The following is a 24,815-nucleotide window of genomic DNA, read 5'->3' as shown; positions in this document are numbered from 1 at the left end:
TCGCATACGTCTCGCCATTGGCCGTCGGGGTGCCATCGTCATCCGCTTACACCAGCTTGACGATCGCATTGCCGGCCGCCTCATTGGTGGCGTGGATCTTCTCCGTGGCGTCAGCGGGGTTATCGTATACGGTCTTTGGCATCGTGCCCGTTATGGTGCTCTCAGCCGTGCGCACGATCGACGTGGTCTCGGTGGTCGGATCGCTCACCTTGTACTGGCCGGCGTCCGTGCCGTCGGTCTGATCGGTGTAGAGCTCCTGCGGGTCAGGTACGCCGTCGCCGTCGGTGTCGACGTTCATATAGTTGTAGCCGAATTGGAACTCGACGAAATCAAAGATGCCGTCCTGATCCTTGTCGTTCGCCTGCAGATAGGAGTTTGCGTAGGAGTTCGTGAGCTGCTGGAATGGGGCGCCGTTGTCCGCCTTGCCCAGCAAACCGCCGGCAATATACTTGTTCTGATAGTCAGCAGCCATCGACGACTCGAAATACAGCTGCTGACCCTTGTTCGTCACCAGATCATTGACTTTATCGGTGAAGTCCTTGAGCGTGACCCCGTCCTTCAGCTTGTAGGAGATCGTGTAGCTGCGGGACTGCCCGAGGGTCCCCCAGAAAATGTCATTCGTGTTGCTGCGCGCCTGATTGAGCTGACCAAGGGTGAGGTCGTCCCCGTACACCGCGAGCGAGAGCGCCGGGTCAGTGCTGGTATCGACCTTCCCGTCCTCGGTCATGTTCACCGACCACTTGGTACGACCGGTGTCCACATACTGGCCCCGCCCGTCCGAGTTGTAGAGCTGCGTGCCGGTGATGTCGATGAAGGGAAGGAGCTTCTCGGGAACCTGTTCCCTGATGTAGACGACCCAACCGTAATCGGTCTGGAGGTAGTTCTGGTTCGGCTTCCAGGTATGTACCGAATTGATCCGCATCTGGTCGGTATCCATGACGATGGTGTTCGTCATGACGCCTTTGGTGAAATCGGTGGTCTTCTCATTTTTAATGTTGTCGTTGTTCTGCTGGATGTATCCGGTCGAGACACCCTCGGTAGCGATCTGGCCCTTGTTGTTGATGAGGACCATTTCGTAGCTGATCTTGTCATCGGCCAGGCCGAGTGATTCGAGCGTGGCGCCATCCTTGAGCTTGATGGTTACTTTGCTATTCGTAACAACGCCGATGAGCCCCATTTGAAGAACATCGTTTGCCGGGACCGTCCAAGTGGCACCGTTATTGCTTTTCTGCATGTATGTGCCGTTTTGGAACTGGATCGAATCGATTTGCTGGTAAAAATCTGTCTCCGAAAAACTGAAAACGATCATTCCAGCCCATGGATTTTGAGTATCGGTGCTGAACTCGCCGGGAGGATTTCCTTCACGCCATTTCGAGAGCGTGAGCCCGATCGTACCGTCGTTGTTAACGCCGTCGTAGCTCAACTTCGCATAACGCAGTAACGTGTCCGTCATGCCAGTGGCATCGTAGTAGGTGTTCATATCGATGGCACGGTCCGACGTGCCCGTTGTCTCCGCGGCAATGGCCGTCGAGGGATAGAACGTCCCTACGACGCCTGTCTACATCAGTGCTCGCAACAGCACGGTCGATGCGCCGACGCGCTTCACCATGAATGGCGGCGTGATCTCGGGGAATGTCGGCGGCACGGGCGGAGGCCTCTTCGTGGGCAACGGAGAGGTGGACCTCAACGACTCCATCAACGGGCGAGCCCTGGCCGTGATCAACGGCGGTGAGATCTCAGGCAACCGTTCCGGTTGGCTGGGAGGAGGCGTGGCCGTCTCCATGGCCGGCGACCTCACACTCAATAACGGAACGATCTCGGGCAACAAGACCGTGGCCTCCGCAAGCGCCAAGATCACCGGCGGCGGCGGTGTGGGCATCTGGGATTACTGGACCGGTTATTTGGACAACGCATATGAGACCCAGACCGGCTGGACGAAGGAGCGGCTCAAGCAGTTCTGGGAGAACACCTGGTCGCAGAAGGTTCCGGCCCGCTTCACCATGAACGGCGGCGTGATAGACGGAAACGCCACTGACGGCGTGGGCGGTGGTATCTACGCCGGCTCGGGCGCGGTTCAGCTCAAGGCGGGAACCATCTCGAACAACGTCGCCGACAACCAGGGTGGCGGCATCTATGTGCCCGCGGTTCCCTATGTGGCCCATCTCACCCGCGCCCTCGTGACGCAGAACACCGCAAGTGAGCTCGGCAGCGGCATCTGGGCCTGCCCGACCGGCGATGTGCACGTGCTGCTGAACAACACCGGTGCGGTGTTTGCGAACACCTCTGATGGCGCGGGCGGCGATGTCGTGTCCCTGAAGAGGAAGACGGACGCTTCGTACGAGCTCAGCCTCTCCAGCCGCATGCTCGGCGGCGGCAGCGCCACCTGGTATGACGATGGAGGTGTCCTGCGCGCGACTGAAACAGATCAGCTCGGCGAGCCGGATCCTGCCGTCGCGCGCTTCTCCGGCACGGCCGGGGCAACCCCGCATGCCGGCACGGTGGCGGACACCACACGTGACCTCGCCCTGCACACCGAGACCCTGGAAGCGGGCCGTGCTGCCGCCGTCGCGGCGAGCACGCTCACCATCACCGGGAACAAGGCCGTCCGCGGCGCCGGCATCGGCACCAACGGGTCGATCGTCCTCGGCGCTGAAGATGAGGCTGTATCGGTCCCGGTCCGCAAGGTGTGGAACGAGCACGAGAACGCCGATGAGCCGCAGCCGGCGCGCGTGCAGGTGAAGCTCCTGCGCGATGGGGTCTGGGTCGACACCGCCGAGCTCTCCGCGGAGAACGGCTGGGCATACACCTTCGAGGGCCTGCCGAAGCACGTCGACGGCGACCTCGGGACGGAATCCGTGTACACCGTTGAGGAGGTCGCGCCCGCCGGGTACACGTCGGAGATCAGCGGCAACGCAGCTGATGGCTTCACGGTGACGAACACCCCGGTGGTCTCCACCCGCGACATCGCGGTGACGAAGGTGTGGGACGACGCCGATAACCAGGACGAGACGCGCCCGTCGTCGGTCACGGTGCACCTGCTCGCAAACGGCGTGGACACCGGCAAGACCCTTGAGCTCAATGCTGAGAACTCCTGGAAGGGGTCGTTCAAGGATCTACCCGTGAAGAAGGACGGCGCGGAGATCGCCTACACCGTTGTCGAGGATGGGGTGGGCGGCTATACGGCGGAGGTCTCAGGCACGGCGGCCGATGGGTTCACGATCACCAACCGGCACGAGCCGACGTCCAAGACGCCTGACAAGCCGGAGACGGAGAAGCCCGCGAAGTCGAACCCGCGCACGCCGCGCGGGGTGCTGCCGAAAACGGGCGACATGACGCTGGCGTTCACAGCCGCGGGCGCCCTGGGCGGCGCGGGGCTGCTCGGCGTGGCGCTGCGTCGTCGGCGCCGGGGCTAATGCCTGCATGAGGGGGCGCGGCAGCTTGGCGCCCCTCGCTGGGCCGGTCGCATGCCGACATGCATCCTCACAAGGGTGACCTGCCGACAGCGCGCCGTCTTGCACCCCGGTTTTCCTTCAAGTATGCTTAACGCCGCGCCAGCGTGGCTCAACGGTAGAGCAACTGATTTGTAATCAGTGGGTTGCGGGTTCGATTCCTGTCGCTGGCTCCATAGGATGATCGCGGGGTGTGCCAATGCATGCCCCGTTTTTATGTAGCGTATTGGGGCGCAGGCGAAACCTACGCCCCGTTGCTCCCCACGTGCCCAAGGCGTGCCAGCTTCGCGCGGTCCTCGGGCGAGAGCCTGCTGCCGAGCGCCAACTTCATGTTGGGCGCCTCCTCCTGCACGCGCTCGATCTCGCGGTCGATCTGGCCGATCTCCTCCACGAGCATACGCGCCGAGATCCGCGTGACGCCCTTGCCCATCACCGTCGACTGGATGGTCCCGTCGCTCGTCACCACCGAGCACGCCCGGCCCTCCTCGCGGGCCTCAGTGCACAGCCGCTGCACCACCGTATCCGCCGAGACCCCTGTGGGTGAGAACTCGATGCGAATGCCCGCCTGAGGTAGGTTCGGACGCGCAGGCGAGACGTTCCCCGCGCCGTCGAAGACGATCACCGCCTCATAGCTCCCCTGCGCGAAGGCCGCCACATCGGCGATGAGCGCCGTGCGGGCCGCATCGTAGACGTCTGAGGAGTAGGGGTCGTCCGCGCGGTCGAAGATGAGCCGCTCATACCGAGGTGTCGCATGGATGATGTTGTAACCGTCAACCACGAGGAGCTCCTGCTGGCCACGCGCGTTCACTCCGCGGGGAGGCGCTGCGGGGGCATCGGCGCCCAGGCTCGCGAAGGCGTTGCCGACCCCGTAGGTGGAGGCCGACACCTCGGCTCGCACCGACCCCTTGCCGAAGCGCTTCGCCTTCGACTTCGCGCGATTCCTCTTCGTCATGCCTCACACCTCCGGAACAGGCGGCAAGCTGTCCCAGCTGCGCCGGAGCCACTCGTAGCAGAGCACGGTGGCGGCTTGCGCGACGTTCAGGCTCTCGGTCTGCCCGCGTTGCGGCAGGCGGGTGAGCATGTCGCACCGCTCCTGCACGAGCCGGGAAAGCCCCGTGCCCTCCGCCCCCATGACCAAGGCGACCCGGCCGTCGAGCGGCGTCTCCCAGCTGGTGCCCTCGGCGTGCTCACTCGCACCCACCGCCCAGAAGCCGGCCTCTTTCAGCTGCTCAAGAGCGCTCGCCAGATTGGCGACCTGCGCGATCGGCAGATGCATGACGGCGCCCGCCGAGGTCTTGAAGGTGCCGATGCCCACGCCCGCGGCGCGCTTGTTCGCGATTACGACACCCGCGGCCCCCACCACCTCGGCGGATCGCACGATGGCCCCAAGGTTGCCCTCGTCGGTCACGTGGTCGAGGACCACCACAAGTGCGGGACCGGAGCCGGCAGCCGAGATGATATCGGTGATGTCGGCATACGGGAAGGAGCCGACCTCGAGCATGATCCCCTGATGAGCCCCGTGACTCGACAGCTCAGACAGCCGTTCGCGGCTGACGTACTCGATTGGCGTGCCGATCTCGGAGAGCGCGGAGATGAACTCCTCGCTGCCGGGGTCACTCTGGCCCGCGGCGATGAGGGCGCGGCGATGCGGGAACCCGGTGCGAAGCGCCTCGGCCACGGCGCGGCGGCCCTCGATATAGAGACCTTGGTGAGCGGCCGCGCGATTGCTTCCAGAGGCAGGCCACGTGTCGCGTGCGCCCGCCGCCCCAAAAGCGTGTCCTTGCACCCCGCTCCCCCTAGAGCCCCGCGCAGCGCTCCCCTTTCTCAGCTGCCCGTCTGAAGCGCTTCGATGGTCGTGGCGGCCGCCCTCCGTCATGCGATCTGCGCTTCGCGTTCGCTTGCCACCGTCGCCCGCAGCATCGCGCCGGGCGCCGGCGCTCCCCCGCTCTGCACGCGTATTGAAGTCGTCTCTCCCCTGACGCTCCCTGCGTCCTTTGCTCTGGCCGCCACCCTGCGCGCGGCCGCGGCGACGATCGCCGGAGGAGCCAGCCGAGCCACCGTTTCGCCTGTTCTGAGCCATCCCGTCCCCCTACGCCTGCTTGATGCGAGAACCGGCCGCGGTGTCCTCCACCGCCAAGCCAAGTGTCGTGAGCTCGTCGCGGATCGCATCGGCACGGCCCCAGTCCTTGGCGGCGCGCGCTGCAGCGCGGGCGGTGAGGATCGCCTCGGCAGCCCCGTCCACATCGTCGCCTGCATAGCCTACAAGCTCCGCCGCCGTCTCAACGAGCTCTGCCGGCAGGGCGCTCACGCGCGCGGGGAGCTCGATGCCGAGCGTGTCGAACGCCTGCGCGATCGTATCGGCAGCGGCCGTGACCGCTCCGGCATCGGCGGCGGCGCCCGCCTGCTCGAGGTATACATTCGCCTCGGTCACCAGCGTGAACAGGGCCGCGACGGCGCCGGCGGTGTTGAAGTCGTCATCCATCTGCGCACGGAACTCCGCCTCCGCCGCCTCGACGGCCCGCGCCAGGTTGTCGGCGAGCGCGGCATCGGCCTCGGCTCCTGCGTGGTTCCCGGCCCAGCGCAGGTTGTCCACCGTGCCCGCGATACGTGCCAGGGAGCTCTCCGCCCCCTCCAGGCGCTCCCAGGAGAAATCAAGGGGAGAGCGGTAGTGCGTCTGGGCCATGAGCAGGCGCAGGGCTGCGGCTGAGTGCTTCTCGAGCACCTCCTCCAGCGTGAAGAAGTTGCCGAGGCTCTTCGACATCTTCTCGCCGTCAACCAGTAGCATGCCCGTGTGCATCCAGGTGTTCGCGAACCCCTGGTGCCAAGCGCAGCTCGCCTGGGCGCACTCGTTCTCATGGTGCGGGAAGGCGAGGTCGGAGCCGCCGCCGTGTATGTCGATGGGCACGCCGAGATAGCGGTGGACCATCGCGGCGCACTCGGTATGCCAACCCGGGCGCCCCTGTCCCCAGGGGCTCGGCCAGCTGGGCTCGCCGGGCTTCGCCGCCTTCCAGAGCGCGAAGTCGAGCGGGTCGCGCTTGTCCTCGTTCTCCTCGATGCGAGCACCGACCATGAGGTCGTCGATACGCCGGCCCGAGACGACACCATAGCCCTCGTCGCTGCGAACCGAGAAGTACACATCCCCGTTCTCGGCCGCGTAGGCGTGCCCCTGCTCGATCAGGCTCTTGATCATGCCGATCATGGGCCCGATCTCCTTTGTGGCCCGGGGACGCACATCGGGATCAAGTACGTTCGCACGATGCATGACCTCGATGAAGCGCTCGGAGAACTCGAGGGCGACCTCCTCGGCACCACGACTCTGCTCGTTGGCGCGGTTGATGATCTTGTCGTCGACGTCGGTCAGGTTCTGCGCGAAGGTCACCTCGTACCCCGAGGCGATGAGCCAGCGCCGAATCACGTCGAAGCTGATGAAGGTGCGCGCGTTGCCGATGTGGATGTTGTCGTAGACGGTCGGCCCGCAGACATACATGCGGACGCGCCCCTCCTCGATGGGGGCGAACTCGGCTTTTTCGTGCGTTTGGGATGAGTAGATGCGCATGGGTCTCCTATCGCTTCTCGAGGAGGCAAACGGCCCAGGCGCCGATGCCCTGGCCCGAACCCTCCCAGCCGAGTTCCTCGGTGGTGGTCGCCTTGATGCCCACTGACTCGATGCCCACGCCGAGGGCGGCCGCCAGATTGCGGCGCATGGCGTTCCGATGCGGGGTGATCTTCGGCCCCTGGCAGGCGATCGTGCAGTCCGCGTCCACGAACTCGAACCCCAGGCCGCGGACCTGCTCCATCACGCGCGTGAGGAGCACCAGGGAGTCGGCGTTCTCGTAGGCCGGATCCGTATCAGGGAAGAGCTTGCCGATGTCGCCGGCGCGGGCGGCGCCCAAGATGGCGTCTGCCAGCGCATGGGCGAGCACATCGGCGTCGCTGTGCCCGAGCAGGCCTTTCGCATGGGGGATGTCGACGCCGCCGATGATGCAGCGACGCCCCTCGACGAGGCGGTGCACGTCGTAGCCGTGGCCGATGCGCAAGGCACCCATGTCAGCTCCTCTGATCGTGAATGTTCCGCTTGCCATGATACCCCAGCGACCAGGGCGCACCAGACTCTCGACGCGAGCGCAGCGGGGTCGCCAGCATCAGACAGCCGCCCGTGGCCAAGAGTCGCACGGGTTGTGATGGACGCCCCATGAGGGCATGTCACCCGTGCGCGCGCAAAGCCGGGGCCGCGAGAGCGCCCTGTTGCAAATCCGCGCAGGCACAGGCCGCATCACGGCAGACGCGGAAACATCCCCGTGTCCTGGGCGCTCTCGGCATCACTCATGCGCCCGAGCAGGATGGCCGTCACCGGGCGCAGATCCTCGGGCACGGTGACCTTGAGGTTGTCGCGGGGGCTCTGCACGCAGAGCACAGTACCGCCGGCACGCTCCACGAGCGAGGAGTCGTCCGTCCCCACGAAGCCCTCGGCCAAGGCCCGCTCGTGTGCGCGACGCATAGCCTCGATGCTGAAGATCTGCGGCGTCTGCGCGGCCCAGTACATGCTGCGCGGCGGAGTCTCGCGGATGCGGGCGCCGTCGACGATCTTCAGGGTGTCGATCGCCGGCTGGCCGCAGACCACCCCGTCAACGCCGTCGGTGTCGAGCAGCACGCTGATCGCGCTGTTGATGGCCTCGGTGGTGATCAGGGGGCGTGCGCCGTCATGGATGGCCACGTACTCGAAACCCTCCGGCACGGCTGCCACGGCCGCACGCGTGGAGTCCTGGCGCGTCTCGCCTGAGTCGGCGAAGGTCACCGGCGTGCGGATGTCGAAGGGATCGATGGCGACGCGCTTCATCTCGAGACGGCGCCGCGCCGGGCAGACCACCACGATATGGTCAACGTAGACCGAGCGATCGAACGCCATGACCGACCAGGTCACCATCGGACGACCGGCGACGTTCACCAGCTGCTTTCCACCGGGGTTGCCGAAACGAGAGCCGGTTCCCCCTGAGGCGATGACGGCGCAGACCCGGCTCATCGGCCACCGGTCCCCTGCTTGTCCCCGCGCATGCGGTAGAGGCTGTCGGCCAGGATCGCGGGGTTGTTCACACCGAAATCTCCCAGGCGCTCTGGGTCAGTGCGGATGTCGTTCATAAGGTCCTGGAGCGAGCCGTACTCGTCCACGATCTTCTCGGCGACGTCGTCGCGCACCACGGAGACGCGTGAGAGCGTGCGCAGGCCGAGCGGGGTCAGAACGGAATCCTCGTCGAGGTTGTCGTAGCCGAGCACCTCGGCCACGCGTTTGGGGCTCGTGAGCTCTTGGGCCGTCATGCCGAGGAACTGGTTGCGGATGCGCGCGGCGTTCTCCTCCGAGGAGTCGGCTGCGTAGTCGCGGATCATGAGGTTGTACTCGTCGTCCATGGCGGCGCCGGCGAGCTGCTCAAGCTGCATGTGCGGAAGCTTGCCGTGGGTTCCGAGCTTCTCGATGACGTCCTCGAGGCCGATCTTGGTCTGCTGGATGATCTCGAAGCTCGAGAAGATGTCGGTGATGTCCGCGAGCGTGACGTAGTCGTCGAGCTCGAGGGCGGTGAGGCGCAGCAGCGAGCGGTCGAGCGAGGTGCAGGTGGTCTGCAACGTGGACATGAGCTGTCCGACCGACCCCATGAGCGCGCTCACCGGCTGGAGCTCGTAGCTCTTGCCGCGCACGTACACGTTCACGACCGCGCGACGCGAGGACACCGAGATCACGATGGCGTCGGTGAGCACCGACATGCGGGCCGCGGTGCGATGGCGCATGCCCGTCTCGCTCGTGACGAGCGAAGGGTCGGGATTCAAGTGGAAGTTGGCGCGGAGGATCTGGGTCAGGTCCTCGTCGATGACGATCGCGCCGTCCATCTTGGAGAGCTCGAAGAGGCGGTTGGCGGTGAACGAGATGTTCAACGGGAAGCCGTCGTTGCCGGCGCCGAGGACGTGCTCGACATCGCCCACGCATATGAGAGCACCCAGGTGACCTGCGATGATCATATCGAGTGCGGTGCGGATCGGCTGGCCGGGGGCGGTCAGGCGGATCGCCTCTTGCATGCGCTTCTGGACGTCACTTTTCTCCACGGACCGCACCCACCTCATCATCGTGTTGTCGTAGCGTGTACGCATGTATTTTGACACGGATTCGTAGGGGTTCTGTGGCGAATCGAGGGCGTAACGGAAAAGGAAAACTTACGAACGCATGCGCATGCACAGGGACCACGCGACCCCTTGCATAGATATACCTATGCATTTTGCCATGGACCCCAGCACTAACGTGAAGCGATATGCGGTAAGGCACGTCCCTTTCAAGAGAAGTTTCCTTTGCTTCCCGTCTTCTTAATATTGAAATGATCAAATATGAGAATTATATTGTAAAAATTCTATAATTTGAATCAGAAGTGAGGTGTTCCGTAGAAAAAGTTGCGGAAGTGCGGTAGTGAATTTTGAGAGCTCAAGTAGCCACCTCGATATGCTGATATTTTCGCAGGAAAAAGTTGGCCGGACTTTGCTGCTACTTCAACATTCTCAACGCACTACCGCACTTCTGGAAGTTTTCAAAATCCAAGCCGGCGCGAGATTGTGTGTAAGCGCCTTGACATCGAGGAAGACGCAAAGGACCCGGATGGCAGATGCCATCCGGGTCCTCAATCTCGTCGCAGCCGCAGGTTCGCGGAGCTGGTCTGTCGCCACAGGAACCATGCCCCCGCGCGGCTCAGACCTCCCCGCATTTACCGCGTGCCGGCTCCAACCTGCAGGTTGCCACCTGAGCCAGAGCGCGGTGTACCCACCACCGGTGCGGTGCCGGAGTTGCGCGGCGCCGCCTCAAAACTTGCCCCGAGGGCGCCCTTGGCACGCGGCGCGGGGATCTCGCCCGAGCCGTGCGTGAAGACGAACTCCCCGTCGACCACATCGGTCACCACCGTGTCACCCGGGTTCCACTCCCCTGCCAGCAACTCCTCAGATAACGGATCCTCGATGAGCGTCTGGATGGCGCGGCGCAGCGGACGGGCGCCGTTGGTGAGGTCGGTGCCCTCGGCCACGATCTTCTCAAGCGCCGCCTCGGTGAGCTCGATATTCATACCGTTCGCGAGCAGCCGCTGGCGCAGATCGTCCACGAGCAGGCCCGCGATCGTCTTCAGACTCTCACCCGCGAGCTTCTGGAAGACCACGATGTCGTCGATACGGTTCAGGAACTCAGGCCTGAACAGGCGCTTGAGCTCGCCCATCGCACGGCCGCGGATCTCCTTGGAGGTGAGACCCACCTCGCCCGTGGTGCCGAAGCCCACGCTCGCGTCCTGGGCGATCTCGCGGGCACCCACGTTCGAGGTCATGATCACCACGGTGTTGCGGAAGTCCACGGTCTTGCCCTGGCCGTCCGTGAGACGGCCCTCGTCGAGCACCTGCAGCAGGATGTTGAAGATGTCGGGATGCGCCTTCTCGATCTCGTCGAAGAGGACGACGGAGTAGGGATGCCGGCGCACCGCCTTGGTGAGCTGGCCGCCTTCCTCGTGGCCCACGTAGCCCGGGGGGCTACCGATGAGCTTCGAGACCTCGTACTGGCTGGCGAACTCCGACATGTCGAAGCTTATCAGCGCGTCCTTGCTGCCGAAGAGGTACTCCGCGAGCGTCTTGGCGAGCTCGGTCTTACCTGTGCCCGTGGGGCCGAGGAAGATGAACGAGCCGCCGGGACGGCGCGGGTCCTTGAGGGGCGAGCGCGAGCGGCGGATAGCCTTGGAGACGGCCGCCACGGCCTCGTCCTGGCCGATGATGCGCGTCTTGAGCACGCTCTCGCAGTTGAGCAGCCGGCGTGACTCATCCTCGGTGAGCGAGGACACCGGCACCCCGGAGGTGGCGGAGACGATATCGGCAATCTCGGACACGTCGACGACGAGCGGATTCGCCTCCATCTCGGCCTCCCAGGCCTCGCGCACGGACTTGAGCTCGGCCTCGGCCTGCTCCTTCTGTTCCGTGAGCTCGGCGGCGCGGTTCATGTCGTCGGCCTCGGTGGCTTCTTCAACAGAGGTGGCGAGCTCCTTCACGCGACGCTCGGCGGCCCGCACCTCGGCAGGCGCCTTGTTGGCTGCGATGCGCGCCCGGGCACCCGCCTCGTCGATGAGGTCGATGGCCTTGTCGGGCAGGAAGCGGTCTTGGATGTAGCGGCTCGACAGCGACGCGGCGGCCTCGATGGCAGCCGGGGTGTAGCGCACATGGTGGTGCTCCTCGTAGCGCGGGGTGAGCGCCGTGAGGATGCGCACTGTGTCCTCCACGTTGGGCTCCTCGACGTCGATCGCCTGGAAGCGACGCTCGAACGCGGGGTCCTTAGAGAGGTACTTGCGGAACTCCTCGGCCGTGGTGGCGCCGATGATCTGGAAGGCGCCGCGCGCGAGCACGGGCTTCAGCATGGAGCTCGCATCGATGGAGCCCTCTGCGGAGCCGGCGCCGATCAGCGTGTGCATCTCATCGATGAACAGGATGATGTCGTCGGCCTCGGTGGCCTCCTGGATGACGTTCTTCAGGCGCTCCTCGAACTCGCCGCGGTACTTGGCGCCCGCCACGAGGCCGGGCAGGTCAAGCGTCCAGACATTCTGGCCCACGAGGTTCTCGGGCACGTTGCCGGAGGCGATCTCCTGCGCCAGACCCTCGACGATGGCCGTCTTGCCCACGCCAGGGTCACCGAGGATCAGCGGGTTGTTCTTGGCGCGGCGGGAGAGGATCTCCATCATGCGGGAGATCTCCTTCTCACGGCCGATGACCGGGTCGAGCTTGCCGGCGCGCGCCTGGTCGGTGAGATTCGTGCCGAACTGGGCGAGCGTGGAGCTCTCCTCGGCCTGGGCCTGACCGGCCTCGCCGGAGAAGAACGGCAGCCCCGAGCCGGGTCGACCTGAGCCGGCGCCCGCCATGGGGCGCTTCTTGCCCTGGTCCTTCGCCGTGAGCTTCTCCACGACCCCGCGCACGGAGGACGCCGAGGTGCCGAGCCGGTTCAGGATGTCCGTGGCGCGGTTGCTGGCCTCGGAGACCATGGCGAGCAGCAGGTGCTCGGTGGAAACGTAGGTCTGGTTGTTCTCGCGGGCGATGCGGAAGCTCTTCTCCATCACGGCGATGACCGCGGGGGTGAAGGCGAGCTTCGAGGCGTCTGCGGCCTCGGGAGCTGCGGCATCGGGCCCGTCGGAGGGCGCCTCGGCCGCGGGGGCGTCGTCCCCACCCGCTGCCTCGGCGGCCTCCGGAGCCGCGACGGGCTCGGACGCACCGTCGGCAGCCGGGGCGGAGGACTGCTTCAGCTCCGCCAGGATGTCCTCGTGCGTGATCTCAAGCTCACGAAGGGCTTCTGCGGCGATGCCGGAGTCTTCTTTCGCCATGGCCAGGAGCAGATGCTCCGTGCCGACTTTCTGGGAGCCGAGCGCGATGGCCTCCTCTTTGGACAAGGACATGACCTTGCGCGCGCGGTCGGTGAATCTATCTAGCATCTGATTACCTCTTACGTGCGGGATCGTACTATCAGGTCAGTTGTTTACCCAAAGAGGGGCCTCCCTAACATGGGGAGGCCCCTCCACAGTGGCACCGCATATGTGGTCGCGACGCGCCCGTGAATCGATGGGTGCGCGTCGGAAGGGGCCGCCTCAGTCCTCGAGCACAACCTCGCGGTGGTCGGCGGTGATGAGATCGGAGACGGTGATCTCGGCTCCGAGATAGCGGCTCAGGTTGTCAGCCAGGGCCTCGAGCTCGGCCCGGGCGTCATCGAGGCGATCGGGCTCGATGCACTCGAAGACCACCACGGCGTCGCGGGTCTGATCGTTGAGCGCGGTGCGCTGGCTATCGCGCCAGTTCCAGCAGCGGCTCGTGGCCCCGGCGTCATCAAGGTAGATGAGCTCGCCCGGGAGCGCCGGGTCATCGGCGTCCTCTCCAATGGGCAGGAAGGGCTCGCCACCCTGCTCGGTGACGGCCAGACGATAGTCGCCCTCGATCGTGTTGAGGTCGAACCCGCCAGTTGGGAAAGCATAGGTGAGCGAGACGGTGTTGTAGATGTCCACCGACGGCGTGATGGAGCCCACGGGCTTACCCTTGAGCACGCGCTTGAGCAGGTTCTCGATGGCGCAGCGGGCGCCCTTCTTCGTCTTGAAACGGCGGTAGGCCTCGCGCCAGACGCGCACGGGCTCGTTCTCGGAGATCGTGCCGCTTGTGAGGAAGCGCTCCGCACGGACGTTGGCGCGGTCCAGGCCACGCGCGATCTCAGCGGCATCCTCGGCCGAAACCTCCTCTGCCGGTTTGAGGCCGCGCGCCACCAGCACGCCGATGGCCGCCTCGGGGAAGAGCTGCCAGAACGAATCCTCTGCAATGAACTTCTTCATGTTCCCTCCTTGGGTTGTGCGTTAGTGACGCTCGTTAGTTGCATCATGGCGCAACACGGTCACCGATGATGCGAAAATCTGATACGAAATATGTTTGCTATGCATATTAACCCAGTCCAGTGTATCAGAGTCGCGGTGCGGAGGGGTGTCTAACGCCTGAGGCGCGGCATCCGGCCGTCCGCAAAACGAAGGTTGAACAGGGATCATTCGCTGAAATTGATCCCCATCTGCCGTTGCTACGCGATTCCCAGCAGCCACATCAAGAGCGCGAGCGCATTCGGAATCGCCCAGAGTATGAGGATCGCCCGATAGGGCCACGCATGCGCACGGGTGATGGCGGCGAACTCCCGAATGAACGCCGCGGGCCAGAGCCAGCTCCTCGTATGGCTGCCCACGCCGTCGGCGGCGATCCCCAGGTCCTTGGCGTACTCAGCGCAGCGGAATACGTGGTAGTCGCTAGACACCACCGCCGCACGGTATGACTTCCCCGCCATGCGCTCGTCCATGAGCGCTTTTGAGTATTCTAGGTTTTCCCGCGTGGTGGTCGAGTTGTCCTCGTGAATGATGCGGTCTTCGGGCACGCCGCGGCGGATAAGATAGCGGGCCATTGCCTCGGCCTCGGAGATCTCCTCATCGGCTCCCTGCCCGCCCGAAGCCACGAACATGCCATCGCACCCCTGCCGTTCCCACAGCTCAAGGGCTTTGTCGATACGGCCAGCGAGCACCGGCGAGGGCTCCGTGCCGTTCAAGCCAGCACCGTGGATGATGATGAAATCATAGGTTCGACGGATCGGCAGGAGCCGGTAGAGAAACGAGTAGACCAGCAGAGCGAGGAGAGTGAAGGAGAACCAGAGGCCCTCGAGGATGAACAGGGTCATCAGCGAGATGAACCATGAGGGGGCGCCGAGAAACGCCGCAAAGGGAAACACGGCGAACATGCCGATGATGAAGAGGGCCAGCGCGATCGGGAGGGCGGAGGAGGCGCTCAGGCCGTTGCGTCTGATCACGATGATGCCGTTGGCGATGAGCGCGATGACGCTCGCGAAAGGGCTGGCCAAAATGATCAGAGCTATTGGCAGGATCATCCAATCCTGGCCGTATCGAGCAAGGAGCAGGGACGCGGTGGTGAGTATGAACAGCAGGAGGAAGAGCGCGTTTCTAAACTGACGCGGCTCACGCCAGAACGAGTAGGCGAACAGGCCGCCGAAGAGGATGCTCGGAAACCACAATATAAACTGTGTGATCACAGTTTCGAACATGCGTCCCTCCAATACGGCATCCGATTGCCCGCCAGTGTAGCAAAGCGCTCACTCGGCGGAAAAGGCGGTCGGCCCCAGTCTGGACAACAGATGCGACGCGATGACAGGCGGCCACTCGAGTGGCCTTACGCCTCGGCCGGCTTTCCATCCGAATGGGCGCGCACCTGCTTCTGGTACCCCTCGCCCCAGGCCCAGAGGGCCTCGATCACCTGTTGGAGACTCAGACCCAACGACGTGAGCGCATATTCAACCCGTGGGGGAACCTCAGCGTAAACCGTACGCGTTACCAAACCGTCGGCCTCCATCTGGCGCAGGCTCTGAGTGAGCATCTTCTGGGACACATGCCCCACCGAGCGCTGCAGTTCGCTGAACCGCTTGGGTCCCTCCAGGAGATCGCGCACGATCAGGATCTTCCACCTGCTGGTGATCAGGCAAAGCGTAGTCTCAACAGGACAGGCAGGAAGCGTCTCTGTAGTCATCATACATGCCTCCATATCTTAAACAAAAAAGAGATAGCAGGTAAAACCCAATAGTTACTAGAAGAATACTACCATATAAATAAGTGCTTACTTATATTTTAGACTGTGCTGCGGAACCATGAAGGTATCAGATGAAAACGGGTTCACACCCACGCAAGAACAGGAGACCGCCATGAAGATCGCAATCATCGCCGCCAACGGACGCGCCGGCAGGCTCATCACCGCCGAAGCCGTGCGCCGCGGTCACGACGTCACCGCCATCGTCCGCAGCGAGAACAAGACCGACGCGCCGAGCACCATCCAAAAGGACATCCTCGACCTCACCGCTGAGGACCTCGCAGGGTTTGAGGTTGCCATCGATGCTTTCGGGACCTGGGACCCTGAGAAGATGTCGCTGCACACTGACACCGTCCTCCACCTCGCCGACATCCTCTCCGGCACCGATACGCGCCTGCTCGTGGTCGGCGGTGCCGGCAGCCTGTACGTGAACCCCGAGCACACGGTCACCGTTGCCGATGCTCCTGACTTCCCCACCGACTACCTCCCGACGGCTACCGCGATGGCAGCCTCCCTCGCAAAGCTCCGTGCACGTGATGACGTGCGCTGGACCTATCTCTCCCCTGCCGCCGACTTCCAGGCTGACGGGGAGCGCACCGGCGCCTACCTGCTCGCCGGTGAGGAGTTCACGCTGAATACAGCCGGCGAGTCCGTCATCTCCTACGCCGACTACGCGATCGCCATGCTGGACGAGGCCGAGCGCACCGGTGCGGACGCCCATGTGCACGAGCGGATCTCCGTGGTACGCCGCTAACGGGCCTGCGGCCATGACGCAATCTGAGCTCCTGCTCTGGCTCATAGATCGCCTGCTCACCGAGCGGAATGACCGGACCGACCGCGCCGCGCTCCCCAGGCATACGGAGGAGCGTTGGCGCCTGTACCGGGCGCTCGTGAACACGCGGCCGCCCGCGCCCGTGAGCGCTGAATACCGTGCCGTCGAGGACGCGTTCCTCACCGAGCGCTCGCACGAGCGCGGAATCGTTGGACTCGACGCCGCCGAGCGCTTTGGGGACGATCTGCTCTGGCAGGGGGACATCACCCTGCTCGCCGCCGATGCCATCGTGAACGCTGCGAACGCTCAGATGCTCGGCTGCTTCGTGCCCAACCATGGATGCATCGACAACGCCATACACACGCAGGCGGGCACGGGGCTCCGTCTCGCCTGCGCCGCGATCATGGATGCCCAAGGCCATGAAGAGCGCACGGGAGACGCCAAGATCACGCCGGGCTTCAACCTGCCAGCGAGGTACGTCATCCACACCGTCGGACCTATAGTCACCGGCGCGGCACCCACGACGCAGAACCGCGTTGACCTTGCAAGCTGTTACCGAGCGAGCCTTGGCCTCGCGCAGGATCACAACCTGGAGAGCGTTGCGTTCTGCTGCATCTCAACCGGCGTGTCTCGGTTCCCGCAGCGCGAGGCAGCAGAGATTGCCGTCGCCACCGTACGCGAGCGACGGCAGGCGGCGCGGGCCGCAGGCCAGGCCTTCCCCATCGCGGTGTTCAACGTCTTCACCGATGGGGATCGGGAGCTGTATCGAGAGCTGCTCGCCGCACCCGCCCGATAAGGAGGAACCATGTCAGAGCCCACCCTGGTGACCGCCCCGGCACGCCCGACCGTCGTGCGCTCGAGCGCCTGCGACACTCCTTCGACCAAGCGGAGGCCATCCTCATCGGGGCCGGGGCCGGCCTCTCCACGGCAGCTGGCCACACCTATGACGGAACACGCTTTGAAGAGACGCTGGGACCTTGGCGTGCACGGTACGGCATCACTGACATGTACTCGGGCGGGCTCTACCCCTTTGAGACCCTTGAGGAGTTCTGGGGGTACTGGAGCCGCACCATCCTCGTGAACCGATACGAGGGAGAGGCAGGAGCCGCCTACGAACGCCTGCTCAAGCTCGTTCGCGACCGCGACTACTTCGTCATCACCACCAACGTCGACCACTGCTTCCAACGCGCGGGCATCGACCGCAAGCGCCTCTACTACATGCAGGGCGACTACGGACTCTTCCAGTGCTCGCGCCCCTGTCACCAGCGGACGTACGATAACGAGGATGCGGTACACGCCATGGTCGTAGCCGTGAACGAGCGGATTCAGGCCCAACGGGAGCAGGGCATCGCACCAAGCGAGTTAGATCTTGGGGTGCCGAGCGAGCTCATCCCCCACTGCCCCGTCTGCGGTGCGCCGATGACGACGAACCTGCGGATCGACGGCCGGTTCGTGGAGGATGTCGGCTGGCATGCGGCGGCTGAACGCTATGCCGAATTCACGCAACGCCACCGCGGCGCGCGTATGCTCTACCTCGAACTCGGTGTGGGCGGCAACACCCCCGGCATCATCAAGTACCCGTTCTGGAGGATGACAGCCGAGAACCCGCAGGCGACCTACGCCTGCGTGAATGCCGGCGAGGCCTGCACCTTGAGCACGATCGAGCGGCAAAGCGTGCTCATCAACGCAGATATCAACGCGGTCCTCGATGTGCTGGAGCGGTGAGCTGAGGTCGCACCGTGCAGCTATACGGTGACCGAAGATATGTCCTTACCGCATACGACAACGAGCACCCCGGCAGATGCTCCCTGAACAACAGGCAGGGCCGAGCACATGGACACGCTCGGCCCTGAAACCGTAGGGTCGATATCAAAGCCTGCCGCAGAGAGAGATGCGAATGCCGAGTTAGCACCGCGCCCTTCTGCTAGTACAACTTCGCCCCTGCGGGGATGCGGCCATCGACCATAAGGACGTTCAGGCGCTCCTCGCCCTCCACCTCGTGCACGGCGCTGATGATCATGCCGCAGGATGCGATGCCCATCATCTTGCGCGGTGGCAAATTCGTGATGGCGACGAGCGTCTTGCCGATCAGCTCCTCCGGCTCGTAGTAGGCGTGGATGCCCGAGAGGATCGTGCGATCCTCATCGGTGCCGTCGTCGAGCGTGAACTGCAGGAGCTTCTTCGACTTGGGCACCGCGACGCAGTCCTTGACCTTCACGATGCGGAAATCCGACTTCGAGAAGGTCTCGAAATCCACGAAGTCGGCGAACAGGGGCTCGACGGTCACGTTCTCGAGGTCGACGTCGGACACGGCGCCCTCGACGGAGGCAGGTGACTCGCTGACGGCGGAGCCCTCACCAGCAGCCGCAACGGGCGCCGCGGACGTTGCATCCACAGCGCTTGATGCCGCAGCTCCCGCACCGGCGGCCTTGCCCTCAGGACGCATGTGCGGGAAGAGCAGGACGTCGCGGATGGAGGCGGAATCCGTCAGCAGCATGACCACGCGGTCGATGCCGATGCCGATACCGCCCGCCGGGGGCATGCCATACTCGAGCGCACGCACGTAGTCCGCGTCGTACTCCATGGCCTCGTCGTCGCCGCCGGCCTTCTCCTCCATCTGCCGCGCGAAGCGCTCAGCCTGATCGACCGGGTCGTTCAACTCGGAGAACGCGTTGGCGTACTCATGCCCGGCGATGACGAGCTCGAAACGGTGCGTGAGGCGTGGATCGTCCTCGCGGCGCTTGGCGAGCGGTGAGACCTCGACCGGGTAGTCGGTCACAAACGTGGGGTTCACCAGCGAGTCCTCACCGATCTCGTCGTAGAGCTCGGCGATGAGCTTGCCGGCGCCCCACTCGGACTTCACCTCGATCCCCTTGGCGCGGGCAATCTCAGCGAGACGCTCGACCGGGGTGTCGAGGGTGACGGTCTCACCCACCACGGCCGACACGACCTCGCTCATAGGGATACTCGGCCAGCTGCCGGATAGATCGATCTCCTTCCCCTGGTAGGTAATCTGCTCGGAATCGTTCACCCGGGCGTTTGCAGCCTTGATGACACCCTCGGCCAGGGCTTTCATGCCGTCGAGGTCGCTGTAGGCGCGGTAGGCCTCCATGGTGGTGAACTCAGGGTTATGTGTCAGGTCCATGCCCTCGTTGCGGAAGATGCGCCCGATCTCATACACGCGCTCGTAGCCGCCCACGAGCAGGCGCTTCAGGTGCAGCTCGGTGGCGATGCGCAGGTAGTTCTCCTGGTTCAGAGCATTGAAGTGCGTGATGAAGGGCTTGGCCGTGGCGCCGCCCTGGATGGTCTGGAGGATGGGGGTCTCCACCTCCATGTAGCCGTCCTGCTCCATGTAGCGGCGGAACTCCGACACGATGGCCGAGCGCTTGCGGAAGGTCTCGCGGACGTCGGCGTTCACGATGAGGTCGACGTAGCGCTGACGGTAACGGGTCTCTTTGTCGGAGAGGCCGTGGAACTTCTCGGGCAGCGGGCGCACGCTCTTCGAGAGGAGCGTGAGCTTGGTGGGTGCAAGGGAGAGCTGGCCGCGGCGGGTGCGCAGGACGGTGCCGGCTACGTTGATGATGTCACCCATGTCGAGCTGGCCGACGAGCTCCCAGTCGGCTTCGCTCATGGCGTTCACCCGGCAGAAGATCTGGATGTCGGCCGTGGGATCGCGGAGCACCAGGAAGGCGATCTTACCTTGGTTGCGGATGTTCATCACGCGTCCGGCCAGATGGTAGGCGGCCTCGGTGACCCCGCCGTCCTCGAGGCCCGCGTAGCGCTCGATCAGATCGGCCGCGTACGCATCCACGGTTGAATGCTCAGGATACGGTGTCTGCCCGGCCTCGAAGAAGGCCTGCCGGCGCGCTATGCGCTGCTCGCGCTCGGAAAGCGGGGACGCGGTGCCGTCTACCGCGGGGCTCTGCTGCTCTGCCATGGAAACTGCTCCTTTAAACGAAAAAGCTCCCCGAGGCCGCACGGGTCCCGAGGAGCCAAACTGCACTGGACCCGTGGTCTAGCGCGTGATCTTGGTGATGGTGTAGGTGCGCTGCTTACCGGCCGGCGTGATGCACACCACCGTCTCGCCCTCGGCGTGCCCGATGACCGCGCGGCCGACCGGGGACTCGTTGGAGATCTTGCGCTCGAGCGAGTTGGTCTCGGTGGTGCCCACGATGGTGACCTCGGTGGCCACGCCGTCGCCGTCAACCAGGCCGACGGTAGAGCCGATGGAGACGATGAGCGCGGAGTCTGCGGAGGCGTCCGTGGCTTTGGCGAGGATCGCGCGGATCTCGGCGATGCGGGAGGCGTTCTTGGCCTCCTCCTCCTTGGCGGCGTCGTACTCGGCGTTCTCAGAGAGGTCACCGAAGGCGCGGGCCTCCTTGAGGTGCTCGATGATCTCCTGCTGCTTCTCGCCCTCACGCCACGCGAGCTCGTCAGCGAGCTTCTTGCGGCCTTCAGCGGTCAGTACGATGTCGCTTGCATCCATATAGGAAAACTCCTTGCTGTGTTCGAGATCAGAGACGCGGGAACGCGTGGGTTAGTCGTTGGAGATGGGGCTGTCGGCCTCTTCCTTCTTCTGCTTGGCGGCAGCGAGCTTGGCCTCGAGCTCACGGATCTCGGCGTCGTCGGAGTCCTCGATGACGGTCTCGGCCTCGACGTCCTGGGTATTCGCCTTGTCATCCTCAGAAGACATGCCCTCGCGGAGGTTCTTCACGGTGGCGCCGAGTGACTTACCGAGCTTCGGGAGGTTCTTGGGACCGAAGATCAGCAGAGCGACGATGATGATGGCGACCCACTCAAAACCCTTAGGGAACATACATTTTCCTCTCGTTGACGCCATATGGCGCGACCGACCGTGACAGCATCTCCGTGTCGCGGCGTTCGTAGCAGTATACCGCGCAGATGGGGGCCTCACAACTGCCGGTGCATTTTACACCAGATGAGCGCCGTCCCTTTTCAATACCTTGATATAGGAGTGGCTCCGCAGGTGAGCGCCGTGTTAAACGGGCGGAGAGTTGGGATGCGGTGGCCCTCCCCGATACGAACGCATCGCACGGCACCGGCTCCCGCTTCAACGCAGTGACTTGGATCCGTACCTGGCGACCGCGCGTCGGACCGTGGCGTCTCCAGTTCACGCCGTGGAGCCTGTCGCTCCGCACCGTTGGCATGCTTGGGCTGAAAAACCTACTTTCGACGGCGCCCTTAGGCAAAATGCCTTTGAACCCACCTCGAGATGACGTTTTGCCCCTCATCCCGCGCATGCGGCTACATCCGGCAGCGACGCAGTCGGATCTGACCCAGCGCTCGGTGTGCGAAGACCCGCCAGCTCGCATGGGCTGAAAAACCTACTCTCAATGGCGTTCTCAGGCAAAATGCCTTTGAACCCACCTCGAAAAGACGTTTTGCTCCCGTCACAAGCAGGCGGTCACATCCCAGTACTCGATGCGCTGGCCGGCGGGCTCGCAAGGATCCGAAAACCTACTTCCGACGGCATTCTCAGGCAAATCGCCTCTGGAGCCGCCTTGAGATGACGTTTTGCTCCCATCATATGCAGGCGGTCACGCCCCGGGGCCCCAATGCGCTGGAGCGTTGACTCGCAAGGATCCGAAAACCTACTCTCGGCCGTATTCTCAGGCAGATTGCCCGTGCGAACGCCTTGAGATGACGTTTTGCCCTCACCCCGTGCACGCGGTCGCGACCCAGCGCCCGATGCGCGCCGCGTCCCGCTCCGCGCCGTTGCGGAACATGCCCGGAACAGGAGCGGACCCCCGCAGCGCGAGGGTCCGCAAGACACCAAACGGAGGCTGAGAGGGGCTACTCGCAGAGCGCGAGCGCCGCCTCATCGGCGATGACGATCGCGTCCGGGTGCAGCTGCAGGACGGACGCCGGGCAGGACGGGGTGATGGGGCCGTAGATCATGTCGTGCACAGCCTGGGCCTTCTTTTCGCCGTTCGCGATCACGAGCACGCGCTTGGCGCGCATGATCGTGCCGATCCCCATGGTGTAGGCCTGACGGGGCACATCGTCCGCGCTCTCGAACAGGCGGCTGTTGGCCTCGATGGTGCTCTCGGTGAGGTTGACGCAGTACGTCCCCTTCGAGAACGCCGCATCCGGCTCGTTGAAGCCGATGTGGCCGTTGTTGCCGATACCAAGCAGCTGGAGGTCGGGATACCCCGCCGCGGCGACCTGCGCGTCGTAGCCCGCGGTGGCCTCCTCGACATCCTCGTTCGCACCATCGGGCACATGCGTGTTGGCGGGGTCGATGTTGACGTGCGAGAAGAGGTACTGCTCCATGAAGTAGTGGTAGCTCTGGGGATCATCGTGGGCGAGACCACGGTACTCGTCCAGGTTGTAGGAGATGACCTGCGAGAAATCAAGTTCACCGGCGCGGTAACGCTCAACGAGGCGCTCATATGCCCCGATGGGCGTGGATCCCGTCGCCAGGCCCAGCACGCAATCAGGCTTGAGGATGACCTCGGCCGCGATGACGTCCGCCGCCCTCGCACTCATATCCTCGTAGTCTTTGGTTCGAATGATGCGCATCGCAATCCCTTCTCTTGTGGCAAAGCGCCAAGGGGGACCAACCTCAGGCCGCCCCAACTTATGAGGCGCGACCACCAGGGCGAGGACGCGCGCGGTTCGAGCCGTTCACCGCGTCGGGGCCCCTGCCCGTCCGCGGCGACCCGGTTTGCACCCGGATAGCCCTATCATGGCATGGTTTGCCTGCGTATGCCAGCCCGCAGCGCGGCGGCGGGCTCTTCCTTATCGGAAGCGCACGAAGATCAGGTCGTCAAGCGCGTTCACATGCTCCTGGTCAGTCGGTCGCAGGGAAGAGAACTCGAGCGCGTTGCGAACCAGCACGGGCACGATCATGTCGTAGCCCTCCTCCTCGATGGCCACGCGGTCGAACTCGATGAGCAGGTCTCCGCGCACCACCGTCTCCCCCGGCTGGGCATGCACCGTGAAGTGGCGGCCCCTCAGGCCCACGGTATCGAGCCCCAGGTGGATGAGGATATCGAGACCGTCTGCCGTATGCAGGGCGACCGCATGCCCCGTGGGGAATATCGCCTCGATCTTCGCATCAGCCGGTGCCACGACGCTGTCGCCGTCCGGCTGAATGGCCACGCCGTCGCCGAGCATACCGGTTGAAAAGACCCGATCGTGAACGGCGCTGAGCGGCAGCACCTGTCCGGAGATGGGAGCGGCGAGCACCGCGTCGCGAACGCGCCGCCGGAACGGTCGGATAAGCCCGTCAAACATCAACATTCCCTCCGCAAGGGGACGGCTTCACATGGTTCGTAACGGTATCGTAGCGCATCGGGGCAGCCGGCCTCGATGGCAACCTTCCACTGCTAGGGAAGCTCGCGCTCGACCACGGCGACGATGGCGTCCACGGCGGCCTGCGCGGCCTGCTCCGTCTCCGCCTCCGCCATGACGCGGATGAGCGGCTCGGTGCCCGAGGTCCGCACGAGGACGCGGCCGCAGCCGTCGAGCTCGCGCTCGGCCGCGCGCACAGTCTCCCACACCGGCACGCAGTCGGCAAGCTCCGCCTTGCGCTCGCTGCGCACGTTGACGAGCACCTGGGGGAAGCGGGTCATGACGCGGGCGAGGTCCTCGAGGGAGCGCCCGGTCCGCTTCATGACGTCAAGCACCTGGCAGGCGGTCACGAGGCCGTCGCCGGTGGTGTTGTGCTCGAGGAAGATGATGTGCCCCGACTGCTCGCCGCCGAGGACCGCGCCGTCGGCGATCATGCGCTCGAGAACATAGCGGTCACCCACAGCGGTCTGCTCGACCTTGAAGCCCGCCTCGCGCATGGNGCGCACGTTGACGAGCACCTGGGGGAAGCGGGTCATGACGCGGGCGAGGTCCTCGAGGGAGCGCCCGGTCCGCTTCATGACGTCAAGCACCTGGCAGGCGGTCACGAGGCCGTCGCCGGTGGTGTTGTGCTCGAGGAAGATGATGTGCCCCGACTGCTCGCCGCCGAGGACCGCGCCGTCGGCGATCATGCGCTCGAGAACATAGCGGTCACCCACAGCGGTCTGCTCGACCTTGAAGCCCGCCTCGCGCATGGCCGTCGTGAAGCCGAGGTTGCACATCACTGTCGAGACGATCTCGGAGTTGTTAAGCTTGCCCTGGGCGGCAAGATCGGAGCCGCAGATGGCCAGGATGAAGTCGCCGTCGATCTCGTTGCCGGCAGCATCCACGAAGAGCACGCGATCGGCGTCGCCGTCATGCGCGAGGCCGATGTCGGCGCCCGTCTCGAGCACGAGGCGGCGCAGGGGCTCGAGGTGCGTGGAGCCGCAATCGACGTTGATGTCCATGCCGTTGTAATCGGTGTTGATGGCGTGCACCGTCGCGCCCAGGCGCTGCAGGGCGGTCGGGGTGGTCAGGCAGGAGGCGCCGTGGCCGCAGTCGACGGCCACGACGAGGCCCTCGAGGCCTCC

The 24,815-nt window shown here is 64.5% G+C and carries 21 protein-coding genes and 1 tRNA gene; 5 read left to right on the top strand and 17 right to left on the bottom strand.

Annotated elements, in window-relative coordinates; all coding sequences use genetic code 11:
• Positions 1-46: 46 nt before the first annotated feature.
• Positions 47-1,480, bottom strand: coding sequence for a hypothetical protein (locus CAP13_RS01825; RefSeq protein ID WP_143764869.1), 1,434 nt, complete (start codon positions 1,478-1,480; stop codon positions 47-49).
• Between the two features lie 139 nt (positions 1,481-1,619).
• Between CAP13_RS01825 and CAP13_RS01820 the strand changes: the two genes are divergently transcribed.
• Together CAP13_RS01820 and CAP13_RS01815 are read left to right on the top strand one after the other, a co-directional pair.
• Positions 1,620-3,413 (top strand): Cna B-type domain-containing protein, encoded by a 1,794-nt coding sequence (locus tag CAP13_RS01820; RefSeq protein ID WP_218775286.1) that lies wholly within the window; start codon positions 1,620-1,622, stop codon positions 3,411-3,413.
• A 137-nt stretch (positions 3,414-3,550) separates the two neighbouring features.
• Positions 3,551-3,625 (top strand) — tRNA-Thr (locus CAP13_RS01815).
• A gap of 68 nt (positions 3,626-3,693) precedes the next feature.
• On the opposite strand, the gene CAP13_RS01810 is transcribed toward CAP13_RS01815, so the two are convergent.
• From CAP13_RS01810 to CAP13_RS01765, 10 genes are all read right to left on the bottom strand, one after another.
• The gene (locus tag CAP13_RS01810) at positions 3,694-4,401 is read right to left on the bottom strand and encodes an NYN domain-containing protein (RefSeq protein ID WP_085829967.1); all 708 of its coding nucleotides are present in this window, start codon (positions 4,399-4,401) and stop codon (positions 3,694-3,696) included.
• A gap of 3 nt (positions 4,402-4,404) precedes the next feature.
• Positions 4,405-5,325: a 23S rRNA (guanosine(2251)-2'-O)-methyltransferase RlmB gene (gene rlmB / locus CAP13_RS01805; RefSeq protein ID WP_085830706.1), complete on the bottom strand. Its 921-nt coding sequence runs from the start codon at positions 5,323-5,325 to the stop codon at positions 4,405-4,407.
• Between the two features lie 213 nt (positions 5,326-5,538).
• Positions 5,539-7,005 carry a cysteine--tRNA ligase gene (cysS, locus tag CAP13_RS01800; RefSeq protein WP_085829966.1) on the bottom strand — a complete coding sequence of 489 codons (1,467 nt, stop codon included), beginning with the start codon at positions 7,003-7,005 and terminating at the stop codon, positions 5,539-5,541.
• 7 nt (positions 7,006-7,012) lie between these two features.
• Positions 7,013-7,495, bottom strand: a complete 483-nt coding sequence (gene ispF / locus CAP13_RS01795; protein ID WP_085829965.1) for a 2-C-methyl-D-erythritol 2,4-cyclodiphosphate synthase — start codon at positions 7,493-7,495, stop codon at positions 7,013-7,015.
• A 227-nt stretch (positions 7,496-7,722) separates the two neighbouring features.
• The gene (ispD, locus tag CAP13_RS01790; RefSeq protein WP_085829964.1) at positions 7,723-8,469 is read right to left on the bottom strand and encodes a 2-C-methyl-D-erythritol 4-phosphate cytidylyltransferase; all 747 of its coding nucleotides are present in this window, start codon (positions 8,467-8,469) and stop codon (positions 7,723-7,725) included.
• Positions 8,466-9,557, bottom strand: coding sequence for a DNA integrity scanning diadenylate cyclase DisA (gene disA, locus CAP13_RS01785; protein ID WP_425429823.1), 1,092 nt, complete (start codon positions 9,555-9,557; stop codon positions 8,466-8,468). Before disA ends, ispD begins: the two co-directional genes overlap by 4 nt.
• Positions 9,558-10,186: 629 nt before the next feature.
• Complete coding sequence (locus CAP13_RS01780; RefSeq protein ID WP_085829963.1) at positions 10,187-12,922, bottom strand: ATP-dependent Clp protease ATP-binding subunit; 2,736 nt, start codon at positions 12,920-12,922, stop codon at positions 10,187-10,189.
• Positions 12,923-13,075: 153 nt separating this feature from the next.
• The gene (locus CAP13_RS01775; RefSeq protein WP_085829962.1) at positions 13,076-13,804 is read right to left on the bottom strand and encodes a B3/B4 domain-containing protein; all 729 of its coding nucleotides are present in this window, start codon (positions 13,802-13,804) and stop codon (positions 13,076-13,078) included.
• A 236-nt stretch (positions 13,805-14,040) separates the two neighbouring features.
• Positions 14,041-15,063, bottom strand: coding sequence for a YdcF family protein (locus CAP13_RS01770; RefSeq protein ID WP_218775285.1), 1,023 nt, complete (start codon positions 15,061-15,063; stop codon positions 14,041-14,043).
• 125 nt (positions 15,064-15,188) lie between these two features.
• Positions 15,189-15,545 carry a winged helix-turn-helix transcriptional regulator gene (locus tag CAP13_RS01765; RefSeq protein ID WP_085829961.1) on the bottom strand — a complete coding sequence of 119 codons (357 nt, stop codon included), beginning with the start codon at positions 15,543-15,545 and terminating at the stop codon, positions 15,189-15,191.
• Positions 15,546-15,714: 169 nt separating this feature from the next.
• On the opposite strand from CAP13_RS01765, the gene CAP13_RS01760 reads away from it, so the two are divergent.
• The 3 genes from CAP13_RS01760 to CAP13_RS01750 all read left to right on the top strand — a co-directional run bounded on the left by CAP13_RS01760 (position 15,715) and on the right by CAP13_RS01750 (position 18,096).
• Entirely contained in the window at positions 15,715-16,353 is a 639-nt protein-coding gene (locus CAP13_RS01760) for an NAD(P)-dependent oxidoreductase (protein WP_085829960.1), read from the top strand.
• A 13-nt stretch (positions 16,354-16,366) separates the two neighbouring features.
• Positions 16,367-17,167, top strand: a complete 801-nt coding sequence (locus CAP13_RS01755) for a protein-ADP-ribose hydrolase (RefSeq protein WP_085829959.1) — start codon at positions 16,367-16,369, stop codon at positions 17,165-17,167.
• A 209-nt stretch (positions 17,168-17,376) separates the two neighbouring features.
• The gene (locus CAP13_RS01750) at positions 17,377-18,096 is read left to right on the top strand and encodes an SIR2 family NAD-dependent protein deacylase (RefSeq protein ID WP_245798859.1); all 720 of its coding nucleotides are present in this window, start codon (positions 17,377-17,379) and stop codon (positions 18,094-18,096) included.
• 199 nt (positions 18,097-18,295) lie between these two features.
• Here CAP13_RS01750 and lysS read toward each other — a convergent pair whose 3' ends face one another.
• The 6 genes from lysS to CAP13_RS10180 form a co-directional block, all read right to left on the bottom strand.
• Complete coding sequence (gene lysS / locus CAP13_RS01745) at positions 18,296-20,308, bottom strand: lysine--tRNA ligase (RefSeq protein WP_085829957.1); 2,013 nt, start codon at positions 20,306-20,308, stop codon at positions 18,296-18,298.
• 78 nt (positions 20,309-20,386) lie between these two features.
• Positions 20,387-20,857, bottom strand: a complete 471-nt coding sequence (locus CAP13_RS01740; protein ID WP_085829956.1) for a GreA/GreB family elongation factor — start codon at positions 20,855-20,857, stop codon at positions 20,387-20,389.
• Between the two features lie 51 nt (positions 20,858-20,908).
• Positions 20,909-21,187 carry a Sec-independent protein translocase subunit TatA/TatB gene (locus tag CAP13_RS01735; RefSeq protein WP_085829955.1) on the bottom strand — a complete coding sequence of 93 codons (279 nt, stop codon included), beginning with the start codon at positions 21,185-21,187 and terminating at the stop codon, positions 20,909-20,911.
• A 998-nt stretch (positions 21,188-22,185) separates the two neighbouring features.
• Positions 22,186-22,914 (bottom strand): glucosamine-6-phosphate deaminase, encoded by a 729-nt coding sequence (gene nagB, locus CAP13_RS01730; RefSeq protein WP_085829954.1) that lies wholly within the window; start codon positions 22,912-22,914, stop codon positions 22,186-22,188.
• 219 nt (positions 22,915-23,133) lie between these two features.
• On the bottom strand, positions 23,134-23,631 hold the full coding sequence (locus CAP13_RS01725; RefSeq protein WP_085829953.1) for a PTS sugar transporter subunit IIA: 498 nt from the start codon (positions 23,629-23,631) through the stop codon (positions 23,134-23,136).
• Between the two features lie 92 nt (positions 23,632-23,723).
• Entirely contained in the window at positions 23,724-24,794 is a 1,071-nt protein-coding gene (locus CAP13_RS10180; RefSeq protein ID WP_425429822.1) for a hypothetical protein, read from the bottom strand.
• Positions 24,795-24,815: the final 21 nt, after the last annotated feature.

Source organism: Collinsella vaginalis (assembly GCF_900176655.1).
Taxonomy (GTDB): Bacteria; Actinomycetota; Coriobacteriia; order Coriobacteriales; family Coriobacteriaceae; genus Collinsella; species Collinsella vaginalis.
This window is presented reverse-complemented; position numbering and strand designations above follow the sequence as displayed.